Below are 17,352 nucleotides of genomic sequence, written 5' to 3'. Positions count from 1 at the left end.
GTTCACAGCGCTCGCAGGCCGTTGATCACGTCGCGCAGAATACTCTCGTCCGGCAGTTCGGCCGGGGGGACCGGCCGGTTCACATGGACGAGTTCGGCGGCCACGAGATCGCCGACGAGGACCCGGACCACGCCGATGGGCAGATCGAGTTCGGCGGCCAGCTCGGCCACCGACTGCGGAGCGGTGCGGCAGAGCTCGACGATGTGCACGTGCTCCGGGGAGAGCGTGGGATCGGCTTCCGGGTCGTGCGCGTCCGGTTCCGTGACGACCACCGCGATCAGGTCGAGGCGGTGCTGGGCCGCACTGGTGGTGCGGCCGCGCGTCATGGCGTACGGGCGGACGACCGGTCCGGCGTCCTCGTCGAACCAGCGGCTGCTTGCCTGACCGTCTGCGCTCATGACCTCTCACTACCCGCCGGAGGGCAGATCGGTGCGCGGCGCGGTGCCCAGATGCACTCCGACGCGCTTGACGAGGAGGGTCATCTCGTAGGCGACCTGACCGACGTCCGAGTCGGCGTCCGACAGCACGGCGAGGCAGCTGCCGTCGCCCGCGGCGGTGACGAAGAGGAAGGCGTCGTCGAGTTCCACCACGGTCTGGCGTACGTTGCCGGCCTCGAAGTGCCGGCCGACGCCCTTGGCGAGGCTGTGGAAACCCGAGGCGACGGCGGCGAGGTGCTCGCTGTCCTCCCTGGTCAGATCCTTGGACACGCCTGTCGGCAGGCCGTCGCCCGAGAGCACGATGGCCTTGCGGATGCTCGCGACCCGGTCCACGAGGTCGTCGAGCAGCCAGTTGAGCTCCCCGTTGGTGTGCGTGCGGCCGGTCGGCTGCGGTGCGGTCATCGACCGTCCCCCTTAGTCGTTCCCTGTGGTGCTGTGCCGCGCTGGGCGTCGTCGCCCGCGGCGTTCTCCTCGCGGCCGCGCTGCCAGCCGCGCTGGAGCGAGGCCATACGGCTGCGTACTTCGTCCGCGTCCCGGTCCGCGGGCTCGCTCGCCGTGGCCGGGGTGTCGCGGACGGGTGCCTTGAGCTGGGGTGCCAGGTTGGCCTGGCGCACCCTGCGGGGCAGCGGGCCCAGGCCGGCGCCGGGCGGTGCGGCCTCGGCGGCGGGCGGGGCGGTCCGGGTGGTGTCCGTGCCGCCGGGCGGGGTGAGGTCGCCTTCGGGGGCGCGGTCACCGGCCGAGGTGTCCTCCGGCGGCGTCGGGGAGAGCGGTTCGGCCGGCCGCCGGTCGTCCGTGCCGCGGCGGTGCGGGGCGGGGCCGCCCCGCCGACGGGTCGGCAGCGGCGCCAGGTTCTCCCCGCCGGACGAGGTGCGCCGCGGCTGCCGGGGCTCCGCCTCGGCGTCGGACGACGGGCGCCGCCCCGGCCGGGGCGGCGGCTCCTCGTCCGGCTCGTCCCGTCGCGGACGCCGCTCGCCGACCGGGCGGCCGTGCGAGCTGACCAGCTTGGGCGTGTGGCGTCGGGGCAACGGCACGGGGCCGGCGCCGGCGGCCCGGTCGTCCGCGTCGGAGCCGTCCAGGGCGGGGCGGGAGACGCGGTTGCCGCGCAGCGACCCGCGGTGCTCGTCGGCGGCACCGTCGGGACCGTCCAGCGACCCGGTCAGGGAGCGGCGAGGCCGGAAGAGACCGCCGCTTTCGCTGTCCGCGTCGAGGATGTCGGGCAGGTCGCCGAGCGCGTCCAGATCGACGGGGGCGTCCAGCTCGACCGGTCCGTCCAGCAGGGAGGCGGGCAGGCCCGGCAGCTGCGCGGACCCCTGGGTCAGGGCGGCCTTGCGCCCGCCGGCCGCCTTGGCCTCCTTGGCGGCGTGCGGGCGGTCGAGGCGGAAGCCGATGCCGTTGGTGTCGGGGACGTCGTCGCTCAGCAACGCGTCGGGGATGAAGACCACCGCGGTGGTGCCGCCGTAGGGGGACGGCTGAAGGGAGACCCGGACGTTCTGGCGCTGGGCGAGGCGGCTGACCACGAACAGACCGAGCCGGTCGGTGTCCGACAGTTCGAACTCGGGTGTCTCGGCGAGGCGCAGGTTGGCGTCCAGCAGGGCCTCGCCCGTCATGCCCAGGCCCCGGTCGTGGATCTCCAGGGTGAAGCCGTTGGCGACCCGCTCGCCGACGACCTGGACGGCGGTGTGCGGAGGCGAGAAGACGGTGGCGTTCTCCAGGAGCTCGGCCACCAGGTGGGTGAGGTCGGCGACGGCCGGGCCGGTGACGGCGACCCGGGGCAGGCGGCGCACCTCGATGCGCTCGTAGTCCTCCACCTCCGCGACGGCGGCCCGGACCACGTCCATGAGCTGGACGGGTTTGCGCCACTGCCGGGAGGGCGCGGCGCCGGAGAGGATCACCAGGCCCTCGGCGTGCCGGCGCATGCGGGTGGTCAGATGGTCGAGGCGGAAGAGGTCGGCGAGTTCCTCGGTGTCCTCGGTCCTGCGCTCCATGGTGTCGAGCAGGGTGAGCTGCTTGTGCAGCAGGACCTGGCTGCGGCGGGCGAGGTTGACGAACACCTCGGAGACGCCGGCCCGCAGCTCGGCCTGCTTGACGGCGGCCTCGACGGCGGCGCGCTGCAGGGTGTTGAGGGCCTGGCCGACCTCGCCGATCTCGTTCTTGTCGTACTCCAGGCGCGGAACCTCGGTCTCCACGTCGACCTGTTCGCCCGCCGACAGGCGCCGCATCACACTGGGCAGCCGGACGCCGGACGCCTCGTGCGCCTCCATGCGCAGCTGGCGCAGGTCGCGGACGAGGGTGCGCCCGATGCGCACCGACAGCAGCAGCGACAGCAGCAGGGCGACAAGGCCGAGCGCGGCGGCGAAGACGGCCTTGACGATGACGTTCATGGCGACGGGGCGGACCCGGTCCTGGTAGCGGTCGCTCACCTGGTCGTCGAGGGCGCCGAGTTCCTGGAGCACGTTTCCGGCGGTGGTGTCCCAGTTCCTGGCGGTGACACCGCGGGGCATGTCTCCGGGGGTCGCGGAGGCGACGGACTGCTCGGCGGTGCGCAGCGGTGCCGTGGTGGCGTTCTTCCAGAAGCGTTCGTAGCGCTCGCGCTCGGAGGCGGGCAGCTGCGGCAGGCTGACCTCGTAGAGGACCTCCCGCTGGGCGACGAGTTCGGAGACGTGGCGCAGCTCGGCGCGGCTGATCCTCCCGACCACCAGGGCGGATCCTAGGAGGGCGTCCTCGCGGGAGAGCAGCTCGCGGGCCCGGGCGGTGCTGACGAGGGCCCGGTACTCCTTGTCCATCTCGACGCTGTCGACCACGTCGAGTTTGGACAGCAGCGCGTAGCACGGGTCGACCAGGCGGTTGTAGAGGTCGTAGGCCTGGGAGCGGGTGACGGTGCCCTGTTCGACGCTGTGACGCAGCGAGTCGATGCCGTCGAAGGCGTCGAGGATCGCGGTGACGCCCTCGCCGTCGTCCGTGTCGAGGTCCTCGCGCAGATCGGAGTCGGCGGCGTTGCGGCGTACCTCGGCGACGGCCTTGTCGGTGGCGGTGCGGGTGCGCCGCAGTGCGGACAGCGCGTCGGCGGCGCGCGGGTCGGCGAGGTAGACGAGGGTCTGCCGGCGCTCCTGCTGCAGGACACGGGCGGTGTCCTCGACGGGGTAGCCGATGTTCTCCATCACGGAGGACACGCTGAACAGCCGGCTGGCCTCCCGTCCGGTGAGCACCGTGGCGAAGCCCCATATCGCGGTCAGGGACAGCAGCGGCACGAGAAGCAGCGCCACGATCTTCCGGCGGATCGACTTCCCGCGAAAGCGCATGGCCTCCCCCAGCTCAACCCCCACCGGCAGGGGGTACACATGTGCGTCAACAAACGGCGCGAGCCTACTACCGACGCACAGGTAACTCGAAGAGCCGTCCGGAACCTGAACTTCCGTACTGGTGGCACGACATGGGGAGGTGTCCGGGCAATGCGGGAGATTGTCGCCTGGGTTCGGCGGTGCGAGGCGGACTCGGCCTGTGTACCCCAAGGGGTGAACTGGCCGAATTCTTTCGTGTCGTGGGAATCTTCGGACGGTCCCGTTCGTCCTTCTCTACGGGAAATGGGGGCGGAAGGGGTCACAGGAGCCGCATCCCGTCTCTCGGCGGCATGAAACAGCGCAAGCCGGGCAGCCAGTGGAGAGCCGGACGTCTTCCGGCACCGGGTGGTCCGACCGGCAGTGGGGAGGGGCACGTTGATGGGCACGGCGGAGCGGGGCCAGGCGCCTGGGGACGTCGCGGCGGAACGCTCGACGGCGCGGCGGGACGCTCAGCGGCCGGATCTCGACATTCCAGCCGGTGGGGAGCCGACCGGGCGAGCCACACCCCAAGAACGGCCGGTTTACCGGCCGTTGTGGGTCGAGGAGCCCGCGCGACGGCGGCGGCTGCCCGATCCGGTGCGTACGGCCGCCGTGCGGGCGGTACTGATCATCGCCGTGACGCTGATACAGGCCGTGGTGGCCTTCCTGTGCACGATGGCCGGGTCCTGGCTCGCCTTCCCGATGGTGCTCAGCAGCCTCGCCAGTACGGTGGTGGCCACCTGGGGCGCCGTCGATGTGTGGGTGACGCGCCAGGTGTGGAACCAGCGCAACGGCGTGGTGTCGGCGCCGAGCAGCTCCGCGCGGGCGCTGCGCCGCGAGCGGCGCCGGACCCGGCGGGAGATGCGTGCCGCCGAGCGGAGCCAGGGGCGAATACGGCGGCGCGGGGGCGCCGGGCAGCTGTCCCACCCGTGACGCCGCTCCGCACCACCGGGCGCGTACCTAGGAAGTGGCCGGCGTCGGGCGCTTGTACATCCGGGTCGCCGTGATCTCGCTGTGCGCCGCCTCCCCGGCGGGGATCTGCTGCGGCAGCCCCGGCCGCAGATGTTCCTCGACGCTGATGTACTTCAGGCCCGCCCGCAGGTCGGCGTCGTTGCGCAACCGGATGACCAGCGGGAACTCCGCGAGGGCGGTGGTGTCGAACAGGCCGGTGGTGTACAGCAGCTGCACGCCGAGCGCGTCGGACACGGCCCGCTGGAGCTCCAGCAGGTAGGTGGCGTTGGCGCGGCCGATGGGGTTGTCGAGGAACAGCGTGCCGGCGTGCCGGTGCTTGTCCCGGCCCCGGTCGTTGGAGCGCAGCGCGGCCATCGTGCAGTACAGCGCGATCGCGGCGGTGAGCAGCTGGCCGCCGGAGAACACGTCGCCCATCTGCCCGACGGGCACCCGCTCGGCGCGCAGCACGGCGTCCGGCTTGAGGATCTCCACGGCGACGCCCTTGGGCTGAAGGGCGGCCGCCACCCCGCGCAGCAGCAGGGACATGCCGTCGCGGCGCAGGTCGGAGTTCTTCTTCACCGCCGCACGGGTGGCCTCGTCGACGACCTCGCCGAGCCGCTCGGTGAGGGTGGCCTGGTCGGGTTCCTCGAAGCGGATGCGCAGGAACTCCTGACCGGACCACTCGCCGAGCCCTTCGGGCAGCCGGGACAGCCTCTGGGCCGAGCGCAGGGTGGCCAGCGCGGACTCCACCAGTCCGCGCAGCCGGTCCACGATGGAGTCGCGGTTGCGCTCCAGCTGGGCCAGCTCGTCGGTGAGGACGCGCAGGCGGGGCGCGAAGGCGTCGGCCCACTTCTGGGCGTGCTCGGGCAGCGCGGAGGCGGGCAGCTCGCGGATCTGCTGCCGGGCCGGGGTGCGGACCTGCTCGTAGCGGGTGGAGTTGGCGTGCCGGACGAGGACGTCGCTCGCCTCGCGGACGGACGCCTCGGCGGCGGACAGGTCGGCGGCGCAGCCGCGCAGCGAGCGGCGGGTCTCGGCGGCGGCCTGGCGGGCCTCCTCCAGGGTGCCGGGGTAGGGCTCGGGCTCCTCCTGCTCCTCGTCGCTCGCGTGCTCGCGCAGCAGGTCGCGGAGCATCGCGGCGAGTTCCTCGAAGCCGCCGACGGCGTCCTCGGCGGCGCGGTGGGCCTGGAGCAGCTCGGCGTGCGCGTCGCGGGCCTGGGCCAGCGCCTCGGTATGGGAGGCGAGTTCGGCGGTGGCCGTGCGCAGCAGGGCCTGGGCGTGGTCGGCGTCGCGCGGGATCAGTTCCTCGGGCAGTTCGGTGTGGGCCTCGCCGTCCTCGGGGGCGTGGCGTTCGGCCTCGCCGCGCAGCCGGCCGAGCTGTTCGCTGGCGTTGGACATGCGGGTCTCCAGGAGCTGCACCAGCTCCTCCGCGCGGGCGGCGGCCGCCTGCCGGGACGGCCCGTCGGAGCCGTCGGGGGACTGCAGGAGCTGCTCGGCGCGGGTGCGTACCTTGTTGCTGAGCCGGTCCAGTTCGGCGCGGGCGGCGCTCTCGTCGCTCTCGGCGCGGGCCTGCTCGGCGCGCAGGTCGGCGCCGACACCGACCTTCTCGTACACCTGGGAGGCGGCCCGGTAGGCCTCGCGCAGGGCGGGCAGGGACGACTTGGGCGCGTCCCCGTCGCTCTCCGGTACGTCGTCGGGGGCGCCGGCGATCTCGGAGCGCTCGGCGCGCAGTGCGCGGGCGGTGCGGCGGGCGTCGTCGGCGGCGCGCTGGGCGGCGCGGCGGTCCTCGTCGGCGGCGCGGGCCCGCTCCAGACAGGCCTGGGCGCGGGCCTCGGACTCGGTGGCCTCGTCGGCGAGTTCACGCAGGCGGGCCTGCCAGCCGGCGCGTTCGCGGAGCCGGAAGGCGAGTCCGGCCAGGGCGTCGGCGGCGCGGCGGGCCTTCTGCGCGGCCTCCTGCCGCTCGTCGCGGACGCGGACCGCCTCGGCGGCCGTCTCCTCGGCCTCGGCGCGGGCGGTGCGGGCCTCGGCCAGCTCGGCCTCGGTCTCCTCGGCGAACGCGCGCGCCTCGCGGGCGGTCTCGGCGAGTTCGACCAGCCGGCCGGGCGGGCAGCCGGTGCGCCAGGAGGCGAGCCGGGCCGCCAGCTCGCGGTCCTTGCCGAGGCGGGCGGCGAGCGCACGGATCTCCTCGTCGCGCTCGGTGGCCCGGGCGCGCAGCGCCTGGCGTTCCTCGTCGGCGGCGTGCTCGTCGTGCATGGCCGGGTTCGGCGGCACGAGGAACACGTCCCCGGTGTCCGATTCCGCTGCCGGGGTCGGGGCGAGCAGCGCGGCGGCCGTGCCGACGGCGACGGCGGAGCGGGGCAGCAGGGCCGCGTCGCCGAGCGCCTGGCGGGCGCGGGCGTGCGAGTCGGGGTCGGTGATGATCACGCCGTCGACCAGTTCGGGCCGGGCGGCCAGCACGCGCGCGTGGTCGGCGGGGTCGACGGCCTGGGCGAGGTAGCGCCAGCCGGGCAGCGCGGGGATGCCGTGCTCGCCGAGGAACTCGACGGTGGCGAGGACGTCCGGGCCGGGCGGCAGCAGCCCGCCGTCGCCGAGCGCGCCGAGGATGCGGGCGTCGTCGGCGGCGGCGGTGCGCAGCTCGAACAGCTGGCGTTCGGCGGAGGAGACGGCGTCGTCGAGGAGTTCGCGCAGTTCGTCGGCGCAGCGGTCGAGCTCCTCCGGCGTGAGGGCGCCGCGCCCGCCGTCGTCGTCGCCCTGCCGGGGCTGCGGGATGGCGGAGCGCGTGTCGGTCAGGCCGAGCAGCTCGGCGAGCCGTTCCTCGCGGGCCAGTGCCTCGGCGGTGCGGCGCTCGCCGTCGTAGGAGCGTTCGGCGGCGGTGGCGGCGTCGGCGGCGCGGGCTGCGGTCAGTTCGGCGCGGGTCTCGGCGGCGGCCGCCTCGCGCGCGTGCTCGGTGGCCCGGCGGGCGGCCTCACGGGCGGTGTCCCAGGCGGCCACGGCGGTCTTCTCGGCGTCGCTGGCAGCGAGGGCGGCACGCGCCGGGTCGGCGTCGGGTGTGCTGTCGTCGAGCCAGCCGGCGCGCACGGCCTCGGCGGTCTCCTGCTCGACCTCGGTCAGGCGCTGGCGCAGATGCCCGGCCTCGCTGCGGGCGCGCTGGGCTTCGGTGGCGGCGGAGGTGGAGTCCCGGTAGGCCGCGTCGCTGACCTCCTGGAGTTGAGCGGAGCGCTCCTCCTCCTCGTTGGCGAGGGTCTCGGCGCTCTCGGCGGCCGCGTGCAGGGCCCGCACGAGGTCCACGGCGGCCTTGGTGCGGGCGGCCAGCGCGGGAGCCGCGTCGCGTTCGGCCTCCTGGATGGCGGCGGACACCCGGGCGACCCGGTCGGCGGCGGCGCGGTGCCGCAGCACGGCCTCGGCGGCCTGCCAGGCGGCGTGCAGGGTGCGGGCGTCGGCCAGCTCCCGCTTCTGCGCGGCGGCGGCCTTCTCGGCGGCGGCGAGCGCCAGCGAGGCGTGGCGGTAGGCGAGTTCGGCCGCGATGAGGGCGCTGTGCTCGCGGGCGGACTCGGCGTGGGTGACGGCGTAGGCGGCGGCCGTGACCCGCTGGGCGAGGTCGGTGGCGCGGGCGCGCTCCTGCACCGCCCGCGCCGTCAGCCGGCGGGCCAGGGTCCGGGTGCGTCGCTCGGCGCCGGTGTGGACGTCACGCGCGCGTGCGCGGGCGTCGGCGGCTTCGACGATCCGGCCGAGCAGGTCGACGGAGCCGGCGGTGAAGTCGCGTTCGGCGATCAGCTCCGCGCGCCGGCCGAGCTTGTTGCCGAAGCCGCCGACCAGGTCGGCGAGCCCGTCGGTGTCGCGGGTGTCGGTGACCGCGCGCAGCAGCAGGTCGGTGAAGTCGGAGTCCTTCTTCACCGCGAACAGGCCGGCCGCCTCGCCCTCGTCGGCGTTCATCTCCCGCTGGTAGCGGAAGAGTTCGGGGTCCAGGCCGAGGTCGCCGAGGTGCTCGGTCCAGCGTTCGTGGATCTCCTCCCAGTGCACCTCAAGGTGCGGGTACGCCTTGCCGGCCTCGGTGAGCGCGTCGCGGAAGCCCTTCATGGTGCGGCGGCGGCCCTGCGCCCCGGACTGCCCCTCGGCGGGCGGACGCATGGCGGTGGCCTCGGCGACCGGCAGGTTGTCCAGGGTGAGGCCGGGGCCGGGCCGGAAGGAGTACCAGGCCTCGGCGAACTTGCGCGGGTCGTTGGAGACCTGACGCCCGCGCCATTCGCTGACCTTGCCGACGACGACGCACTCGCCGGTCTGCACGTGCTGCCACTCCAGCGCGACGTGTCCGCAGTCGTCGGCGAGCAGGAACTTGCGCAGCACACCGGAGCTGGCGCCGCCCAGGGTGTTGCGGTGGCCGGGCAGCATCACCGAGAAGATCAGCTTGAGCAGGACGGACTTGCCGCCGCCGTTCTCCAGGAAGAGCACGCCGGCCGGTGCGGGGCGGCGCGGCGGGCCGACCGGCTCCTCCTCGAAGAACTCCGCCTGGGTGGGCGCGGGATCGGGCACCGGCTCGCCGACGCCCCGCAGGTCAAGCACGGTGTCGGCGTAGCGCGCACCGGCGGGACCGATGGAGTAGAGGCGGACCCGGGACAGCTCGTACATGGCGGACTCTCGTCAGTCTTCGAAAAACGGTGCGGTGGTTCGGCGCGGCTCAGGAGTGGAACGGCAGACCGGCGTCGGCCACCAGGTCCAAGTCGTCGGTGTCCTCGGCCGGCAGCAGGGTCGGCGTGCCGTCGGTGACCGGGACGACGCCCAGCTCCAGCAGTTCGGCCATGGCGGCGCTGCCCGCCATGTCGCGCACCTGGAGCTGGTAGCGGGCCGTGGTGCGGTAGGTGCCGCCGTGGTCGTCGCCGGTGCGCTGCAGGAACCCGGAGTCGGTGAGGAACGCGACGGCCTTGGCGACGATGCCGGTGGTCGAACCGGCGAGCCTGCGGGCGTCCTTGGTGGCGCCGGTGGCGCTGCGTCTGGCCCAGATCCGCCAGGCGGCCTCCAGACCGGGCGCGTCGGTGGCCGGGTCGGTGTTCTCGCCCTGTTCGGCGGCCCGCTCCTCCAGGCGGCGGCAGGCCTGCCGGACGAAGGCGTCGACGCCGTTGACGCTGACGCGGCCGATGTAGCCGTCGTCGGCGAGGTCCTCGGGGCGCGGGAAGGCGAGGGCGGCGACGGCGAGGTGGGCGAGGCCGTGCAGGAAGCGGTCGCCGGAGTCGGCGGAGGCGCGACGCGCGTAGTCGCCCATGCGGACGGCGAACACCGAGTCCTCGGCGGCGGTCACGGCCATGCCGGCGCGGGGGGAGACCTCCAGCACCACCAGGCCGAGCCCGGCGGCGACGGCGTCGGCGAGCCGGGCGAACGGCGGGTCCTCCCGGTAGCGGCGCAGCAGGTCGGCGTACTCCTGGTCGCGGGCGGGCTGCAGCTTGGGCTGCAGGCCGAAGGAGACCAGCCGGGCCGCGTCGGCGGCGTCGGCGGGGGTGACGGCGGCGGCCGCCGGCGCGGGTCCGGCTTCCGGCTCACTCCACTCGACGTGCTCGGTCACGGCTGTCGCTCCTTGTCGTGCGGGTCGCGGTCGCGCGAGTCGTGCGGATCGTGCGCGTCGCGTGGGTCGTGCGGGTACTGGCTCATGCTGCTTCCGTCCGGTCCGCGGCCATCCCCGCCGCGTCCAGCAGGGCCGTGCCGACGATGAGGTCGGCGCCGCCGAACTCCGGATCGTCCAGTTCGGTGCCGTCGTCGACGGCGAACAGCAGCTTCTGCTCGCCCTGCCGGTAGGCGGTGCCGACCGGCGGGCTGGCCGCGTGGACCGCGAGCAGGGCGACCAGATACGGAAGGTCGGGGTCCTTGCCGCGGGCCTCGGCGAGCAGGCCGGACAGCCGCCGGGGCGCGTCGTGCGGCAGGTCGAGCAACTCCTGTGCGGCGGCCATCTGCTCCTCGCTGAACCGGCTGTCGTCCGGGGTGGCGACGAGGTCGGGCTCGGGCATCTCGGCGCCGAGGTGCTCCCGCTCGACGGGCGGGGTGAGCAGTATGTCGACCAGGTCGCCGACCCGGACGGCCACCGGGGTGCGCAGGCCGGTGCCGCGCCGGAAGAACGCGTCCGTCACCCGTGTGGCCTGCTCCAGCGGGAGCGGCAGGGTGGGTGCGAGGAGGTGGCCGTACAGGTCGAGGCCGGAGGTCGTCAGCGGTGTGGCGAAGGCCTGCCGGTCCTGCTCGGCGCGGAAGAGGGGGCCGGCCTCCAGCAGGCGGGACTGGAGCTGGGTGTGCCGGCGGATGCAGTCCTTGACGATGTCGACGAGTTCGGCGGCACGCCGCTTGTGCTCGGGCTCCTCGGACTCGTCACGGGCCTTGCGGATGTTGGTGAGGATCGCGTTCTCGTGGCGGTAGCGCTCGGCGACGTGGTCGAGGGCCTCGGCGATCATGTCGGGTACCGCGTTGAGCCAGTCCACCGCGCGGACGTTGCGCCGGGTGGCGTCCAGGGCGCGGCGCAGGGTCTCGGAGTACTGCACGGTCCGGTAGCGGGCCTGCTCCGCGGCGAGCTGCGCGTCGGCGAGCCGGCCGCGGCTGATCAGCACCTCCAGCTTGACCTCGGCCGCGATCTGGGCGCTGGTGACGTCGGTGTCGAGGGCGCCGACCAGGACGTTGACTGCCTCGTCGGTGGTGCGCAGGTACACCGTGCCGCCGGGGCCGGGGACCTCCTCGATCAGCTTGAAGTCGTAGTCGCGGCGGACGTAGGAGCCGTCGGCGGCGAAGGTGCCGTAGACCGCGCGGAAGCCGCGGTCGACGCTGCCGACGTTGATCAGGTTCTCCAGCACCCAGCGGGCCACCCGCTCGTGCTCGGCACTCGGCCGCCGCGGGGCCTGGGCGGCGATGCGCGGGATGAGGCGGGCGACGATCTGGTCGTGGTCGGCGCCCGTGTCGAAGTCCATGTTCAGTGTGACGAGGTCGATGGCGGCCAGGGCGATCTCCGCCATGCCGTACACCGAGTACTCACCGGCGAGGTTGGCCTTGCGCGCGTCGAGGTCGTGGATCGGCGCGGTGCACGCGAGCGCGCGCAGCCGCCGCGCCAGCCCCTCGTCGGCGGCCGGGCCCGGTGCGGGGCGCGGCCCCGCGCTGAGCTGGGGCGGAGCGGTGTCCGTCGATGCTGGCGAAGTCACGGTGCACAGACTAGGTCCTTGGTCTGACAACAGCCCAAACGAGCGGCTCCGCCGGATTGTCCGCGTGGGTTTGGGTGGGCTTGTGCGGTCTTGCGGGTGCGGGTCGTGGTGGGTTGCTCGCGCAGTTCCCCACGCCCCTGGGGGGTTGCACAGCCGTCAGCCCGTGGCTGGGTTCCCCGCGCCCCTGGGTGGCCGCACAGCCGTCAGCCCGTGAGGGGGCCCTCGTCTCCGACCCGTCGGCGGTAGACCTCGACCACTCGGTCCAGCGAGTCCTGCAGGTACACCGCGAGCAGCTGTTCCGCCGCGTCCCGGTCGCCGTCCTGCAGCGTCCGCAGGATCTGCCGGTTTCGCGCCAGGTACGGCTCGTGCAGTTGCCGGGGATCGTCCACCACGTGGAACGCCAGGCGGAGTTCCGCGAAGACGCTGCGCATCACCTCGTCGGTGCGTTCGCTGCCGGCCAGGGCGACCAGCTCCTGGTGGAAGTGGATGTTGGCGGTGCCCAGCGTTTTCCAGTCGTTCTCGGCACTGGCCCGCTCGCCCTCCGCGACGGCGGCGGCGAGGCCGTCGAGGGCGTAGGGAGGTTCGCCGAGACCGCGCACGACCGCGCACTCCACCAACGCGCGCGTGCGGTAGATGTCCTCCACGTCCTCGACGGTCAGGACCCGGACGAACACGCCCCGGTTGAGCTCGTGGACGAGCAGCCGTTCGTGCGTGAGCAGCCGGAACGCCTCGCGCAGTGTGTTGCGCGACACACCGAGCGCGCCTCCGATGCTGTCCTCCGACAGCCGGGTGCCGGGCGGGAAGAAGCCGTCGGCGATGCGGCTCCTGAGGATGTCCGAGACCCGCTCGGCCGTGCTGGTACGGCCCAGGAGGGCGCGGTCGTCGGCCAGTGACGCCAGCTGCTCTGCCATGCCCGGAATTCAATCGCAGATACAAGGACGAGACAACGTGGGTATTGAAGGATCGTTGAACGATCCTCTACGGTCCTGGGCACGCTCTTCCCTCCGCTCCCCCGTCACCCCTCAGCGAGGTGTCCATGAGCACGACCCCTCCACGGCAGGCAGCGACCACCGACCCCCGCTCCGCCGCGACGGAACCCGGCGCCGCGGACGGCGCGTTCGGCTGGCTGCGCGACCTCGGCCCGCGCGGCCGGCGTGCCTTCGCGGGCGCGTTCGGCGGCTATGCGCTGGACTCCTACGACTACTTCACGCTCCCGTTGAGCATGGTCGCGCTGGCCGCGTACTTCGGCCTGGACAGCGGCCAGACCGGCCTGTTCACCACGGTCACCCTCGTCGTCTCCGCGGTCGGCGGCGCCCTCGCGGGCGTGCTCGCGGACCGCGTGGGCCGGGTACGGGCGCTGCTGCTCACCGTGATCACCTACGCGGTCTTCACGGTCGCCTGCGGCTTCGCGCCGAACTTCGAGACGCTGCTGGTCTTCCGCGCCCTGCAGGGGCTCGGCTTCGGCGGCGAGTGGGCCGTCGGCGCGATCCTGGTCGCCGAGTACGCGAGCGCCCGGCACCGCGGCCGCACGCTCGGCGCGGTGCAGAGCGCCTGGGCGGCCGGCTGGGCGCTGGCCGCGGTCGTCTACACGCTGGTGTTCTCGTTCGTCGACGACGACCTCGCCTGGCGTGTGATGTTCTGGACCGGCGCGCTGCCCGCCCTGCTCGTGGTCTGGGTACGGCGCCGGGTGCACGACGCGCCGGAAGCCGTCGCCGCCCGCGAACACAGCACCGAGAAGGGCTCGTTCGCGGCCATCTTCAAGCCGGGTCTGCTGCGCACCACCGTCTTCGCCGGCCTGCTGTCGACCGGCGTGCAGGGCGGCTACTACACGCTGGCGACCTGGGTGCCGACCTATCTGAAGTCCGATCGCGGCCTGTCGGTCGTCGGCACCGGCGGCTACCTGACCTTCCTGATCTCCGGCGCCTTCACCGGCTACCTCACCGGCGGCTATCTGACGGACCGGCTGGGTCGGCGGCGCAACATCTGGCTGTTCGCGCTGCTGTCGGCGGTCTGCGTGGTGGCCTACGCGAACATCCCGAGCGGCGCCGACACCCTGCTGCTGGTGCTCGGCTTCCCGCTCGGGTTCTGCATGTCGGCCATCTTCAGCGGCTTCGGCTCGTATTTGAGCGAGCTGTACCCGACGGCGGTGCGCGGCACCGGCCAGGGCTTCACGTACAACACCGGCCGGGCCGTGGGCGCCGTCTTCCCGACCACGGTCGGCTTCCTGGCCGACAGCTGGGGCGTGGGCGGCGCGCTGGTCTTCGGCGCGATCGGTTACGGGCTGGCCGCCCTGGCGCTGCTGGGTCTTCCGGAGACGCGTGGGAAGGAACTGGTGTGAACCGTACGGACGACAGCGCGGCCCTCGCCGTGGCCGCCGACGACCGCCCCGTCACCCTCGTCGACCCGCACGCGCACGCGTGGAGCCCCGCCGCCGCGCGCGCCCGCTTCCGGGAGGGGCTGACCGGACCGACCGCGGGTGTCGCCGCCGGCCGCACCCAGGTGAACCTCATCTCGGTCCCGGCCGACTGGGCGTACGAGACACTGCTGTTCTGCACCCGCAATCCCAAGCCGTGTCCGGTGCTCGACGTCACCGACGCGGGGTCCTGGACGACCGCGCTCGCCGACGGCGCCGATCTGCGCACCGATCTGCCGCGCTACCGGGTGTGGGAGCACGGGCGGCTGGTGGACGAGCCGACCGACGTGCGCGCGTACTGGCGCGAGGACCTGGTGTCGTTCCTCATCGGGTGCAGCTTCACCTTCGAGTGGGCGCTGACCGAGGCCGGTGTGCCGCTGCGTCACATCGAGCAGGGCCGCAACGTGCCGATGTACACGACCAGTTGGCGATGCCGTCCGGCGGGGCGGCTGCACGGCCCGTTGGTGGTGTCGATGCGCCCGGTGCCGCCGCAGCACCTGACGGCGGCGATCCGGGAGACCCGGCTGCTGCCGGCGGTGCACGGCGGCCCCGTACACTGCGGCGATCCGTCGGCGCTCGGCATCGACGACCTCGGCCGCCCCGACTTCGGCGACCCGGTGGAGACGGCACCGGACGACATCCCGGTGTTCTGGGCCTGCGGCGTGACCCCGCAGGCCGCGGTGATGGCCTCCCGGCCGCCCTTCGCCCTCACCCACGCACCGGGGCAGATGTTCCTCACCGACGCCCGCGACGAGCAGTACCGCGTGGCCTGACCATCCCAGGAAGAACCCATGACCTCGATCGATCTGAACGCCGACCTCGGCGAGGGCTTCGGCCGCTGGCAGCTGACCGATGACGAGCGCCTGCTGTCCGTCGTCACCAGCGCCAACGTGGCCTGCGGCTTCCACGCGGGGGACGCGGCCACCATGCGCAGGGTGTGCGAGCTGGCGGCCGAGCGCGGGGTGCGGATCGGCGCCCAGGTCTCCTACCGGGACCTGGCCGGGTTCGGGCGGCGCGCGATGGACGTGCCGCCCGCCGAACTGGCCGCCGAGGTGGCGTACCAGATCGGCGCCCTGGAGGTGTTCGCGCGGGCCGCCGGGGCGCGCGTGGCCTACGTCAAGCCGCACGGCGCGCTGTACAACCGGGTGGTGCGCGACGAGGAGCAGGCGCAGGCGGTCGTCGACGGGGTGCTCCTCGCCGACACCACACTGCCGGTGCTGGGGCTGCCCGGCTCGAAGCTGCTGGACATGGCGGACAAGGCCGGACTACCCGTCGTCACGGAGGCGTTCGCGGACCGCGCGTACACCGACGAGGCCACCTTGGTGCCGCGCGGCCGGGACGGCGCGGTGATCACCGATGCGGAGGCGGTGGTGGAGCGGTCCATGAGCATCGCCCGCTCCGGGACGGTCACCGCGCACTCCGGGTCGCGGATCGAGGTACGCGCGCGTTCCCTGTGCCTGCACGGCGACACACCGGGCGCGGTGGAGCTGGCCCGCCGGGTGCGCCGGCGTCTTCAGGAGGCCGGTGTGCGGGTGGAGGCGTTCGCGTGAGGGCGCTGCCCGTGGGCGACGACGCCCTGCTGATCGACGTGGCGTCCGGGCAGGATGCCGAGGCGCTGCACGCCGAACTGGTGCGCCGGCGTGCCGAGGGGCTGCTGAGCGTGCGGGAGATCGTCCCGGCCGCCCGTACCGTGCTCCTGGACGGCCTGTCCGATCCGGGGCGGCTGGCCGCCGAGCTGACCGCCGCCGACGTTCCGCCCGCGCCCGCACGCGCGCGTGACGCCGTCGAGATCCCGGTGCGCTACGACGGCCCGGACCTGGCGGAGGTCGCGGCGCACTGGGGTGTCTCCCCGCGGGAGGCGGCCCGGATCCACGCGGCTACCGAGTTCCGGGTGGCGTTCTGCGGATTCGCCCCCGGCTTCGGCTACCTCACCGGCCTGCCGTCCCGCTACGACGTGCCGCGCCGGGCCACTCCGCGCACGGCCGTCCCGGCCGGTTCGGTGGCGCTGGCCGGGCCGTACACCGGGGTCTACCCGCGCTCCTCCCCCGGCGGCTGGCAGCTGATCGGCACCACGGACACCGTGCTGTGGGACCACACGCGCGTACCGGCCGCGCTGCTCGCGCCGGGCACGCGGGTGCGGTTCGTGCCGGAGGGCCGGGTGGGCGCCGTATGACGGATCGTGCGCTCGTCGTCGTACGCGCGGGTGCGCTGACGACCGTGCAGGACCGGGGGCGTCCCGGCTACGCGCATCTCGGGGTGCCGCGCTCCGGGGCACTCGACCCGCCCGCCGCCGAGCTGGTCAACCGGCTGGCCGGCAATCCGCCGGACGCGGCCGTCCTGGAGACGACCCTGAGCGGTTGCGCCCTGCGACCGCGCTCCGCGGTCACCGTGGCCGTCGGCGGCGCCCCGTGCCGGGTCAGCGTGGACGGGCGGCCGGCCGCCTGGGCCGCGCCGGTGCGGGTGCCCGCGGGTGCGCTGCTGGACGTGGGCCCGGCGGTGCGCGGGGTGCGCTCTTATGTGGCCGTCTCCGGTGGCTTCGCCGTCGACCCGGTGCTCGGCAGCCGCTCCACCGACCTGCTGTCGGGGCTCGGCCCGGATCCGCTCACGGACGGCACGGTGCTCCCGCTGGGGCCGGAGCCGGACCCGGTGACGGCGTACCCGCGCGTGGACGTCGCCCCGCAGCCCTGCCCGCCGGACGAACTGGTGCTGCGGGTCACCCTGGGCCCGCGCGACGACTGGTTCACGGCCGAGGCGGTGCGCGCCTTCACCACGCGCGCGTACCGGGTGTCGGCGGCCGGCAACCGCATCGGCCTGCGCACCGAGGGAGTGGCCCTGGAGCGCGCCCGGCCGGGCGAACTGCCCAGCGAGGGCATGGTCCTGGGCGCCGTCCAGGTGCCGCCCGACGGGCGTCCGGTGGTCTTCCTCGCCGACCATCCGACCACCGGCGGCTACCCGGTGATCGGCGTGGTCCGCACCGCTGACCTCCCGGCGGCGGCGCAGGCCGTGCCCGGGACACCGGTGCGGTTCGTGGCGGTGCGCCGACGGTAGGGCGCCCGGACGATATGCCGTCGGCC

The 17,352-nt window shown here is 74.2% G+C and carries 13 protein-coding genes; 6 read left to right on the top strand and 7 right to left on the bottom strand.

Annotation, left to right across the window (positions count from 1 at the left end; all coding sequences use genetic code 11):
• Positions 1–2: 2 nt before the first annotated feature.
• The 3 genes from C3489_RS07725 to C3489_RS07715 are packed head-to-tail and all read right to left on the bottom strand — an operon-like array spanning position 3 to position 3,736.
• Positions 3–398 (bottom strand): DUF742 domain-containing protein, encoded by a 396-nt coding sequence (locus C3489_RS07725; protein ID WP_103781012.1) that lies wholly within the window; start codon positions 396–398, stop codon positions 3–5.
• Positions 399–407: 9 nt separating this feature from the next.
• Positions 408–839, bottom strand: a complete 432-nt coding sequence (locus C3489_RS07720; protein ID WP_103781011.1) for a roadblock/LC7 domain-containing protein — start codon at positions 837–839, stop codon at positions 408–410.
• Positions 836–3,736, bottom strand: a complete 2,901-nt coding sequence (locus C3489_RS07715; protein ID WP_103781026.1) for a nitrate- and nitrite sensing domain-containing protein — start codon at positions 3,734–3,736, stop codon at positions 836–838. Before C3489_RS07715 ends, C3489_RS07720 begins: the two co-directional genes overlap by 4 nt.
• 417 nt (positions 3,737–4,153) lie before the next feature.
• Here C3489_RS07715 and C3489_RS07705 point away from each other — a divergent pair, with 417 nt between their 5' ends.
• Positions 4,154–4,687 carry a hypothetical protein gene (locus tag C3489_RS07705; protein ID WP_103781009.1) on the top strand — a complete coding sequence of 178 codons (534 nt, stop codon included), beginning with the start codon at positions 4,154–4,156 and terminating at the stop codon, positions 4,685–4,687.
• Between the two features lie 27 nt (positions 4,688–4,714).
• On the opposite strand, the gene C3489_RS07700 is transcribed toward C3489_RS07705, so the two are convergent.
• The 4 genes from C3489_RS07700 to C3489_RS07685 all read right to left on the bottom strand — a co-directional run bounded on the left by C3489_RS07700 (position 4,715) and on the right by C3489_RS07685 (position 12,776).
• A complete protein-coding gene (locus C3489_RS07700; protein ID WP_103781008.1) occupies positions 4,715–9,328 on the bottom strand; it encodes a hypothetical protein in 4,614 nt (1,537 codons plus the stop codon).
• A gap of 49 nt (positions 9,329–9,377) precedes the next feature.
• Positions 9,378–10,256 carry a hypothetical protein gene (locus C3489_RS07695; protein WP_103781007.1) on the bottom strand — a complete coding sequence of 293 codons (879 nt, stop codon included), beginning with the start codon at positions 10,254–10,256 and terminating at the stop codon, positions 9,378–9,380.
• 82 nt (positions 10,257–10,338) lie between these two features.
• Entirely contained in the window at positions 10,339–11,865 is a 1,527-nt protein-coding gene (locus C3489_RS07690; protein ID WP_103781006.1) for a hypothetical protein, read from the bottom strand.
• Positions 11,866–12,068: 203 nt separating this feature from the next.
• Positions 12,069–12,776 carry a GntR family transcriptional regulator gene (locus C3489_RS07685; protein ID WP_103781005.1) on the bottom strand — a complete coding sequence of 236 codons (708 nt, stop codon included), beginning with the start codon at positions 12,774–12,776 and terminating at the stop codon, positions 12,069–12,071.
• A gap of 125 nt (positions 12,777–12,901) precedes the next feature.
• On the opposite strand from C3489_RS07685, the gene C3489_RS07680 reads away from it, so the two are divergent.
• The 5 genes from C3489_RS07680 to C3489_RS07660 are packed head-to-tail and all read left to right on the top strand — an operon-like array spanning position 12,902 to position 17,326.
• Positions 12,902–14,203 (top strand): MFS transporter, encoded by a 1,302-nt coding sequence (locus tag C3489_RS07680; RefSeq protein ID WP_103781004.1) that lies wholly within the window; start codon positions 12,902–12,904, stop codon positions 14,201–14,203.
• Entirely contained in the window at positions 14,200–15,051 is an 852-nt protein-coding gene (locus C3489_RS07675; RefSeq protein ID WP_103781003.1) for a putative hydro-lyase, read from the top strand. The genes C3489_RS07680 and C3489_RS07675 overlap by 4 nt, the downstream gene beginning before the upstream one ends.
• An 18-nt stretch (positions 15,052–15,069) precedes the next feature.
• Positions 15,070–15,828, top strand: coding sequence for a LamB/YcsF family protein (locus C3489_RS07670; protein ID WP_103781002.1), 759 nt, complete (start codon positions 15,070–15,072; stop codon positions 15,826–15,828).
• Entirely contained in the window at positions 15,825–16,451 is a 627-nt protein-coding gene (locus C3489_RS07665) for an allophanate hydrolase subunit 1 (RefSeq protein WP_103781001.1), read from the top strand. The genes C3489_RS07670 and C3489_RS07665 overlap by 4 nt, the downstream gene beginning before the upstream one ends.
• A complete protein-coding gene (locus C3489_RS07660) occupies positions 16,448–17,326 on the top strand; it encodes a biotin-dependent carboxyltransferase family protein (protein ID WP_103781000.1) in 879 nt (292 codons plus the stop codon). Before C3489_RS07665 ends, C3489_RS07660 begins: the two co-directional genes overlap by 4 nt.
• Positions 17,327–17,352 lie beyond the last annotated feature (26 nt).

It is taken from the genome of Streptomyces sp. Ru71, from assembly GCF_002920535.1.
Lineage (GTDB): Bacteria > Actinomycetota > Actinomycetes > Streptomycetales > Streptomycetaceae > Streptomyces.
This window is presented reverse-complemented; position numbering and strand designations above follow the sequence as displayed.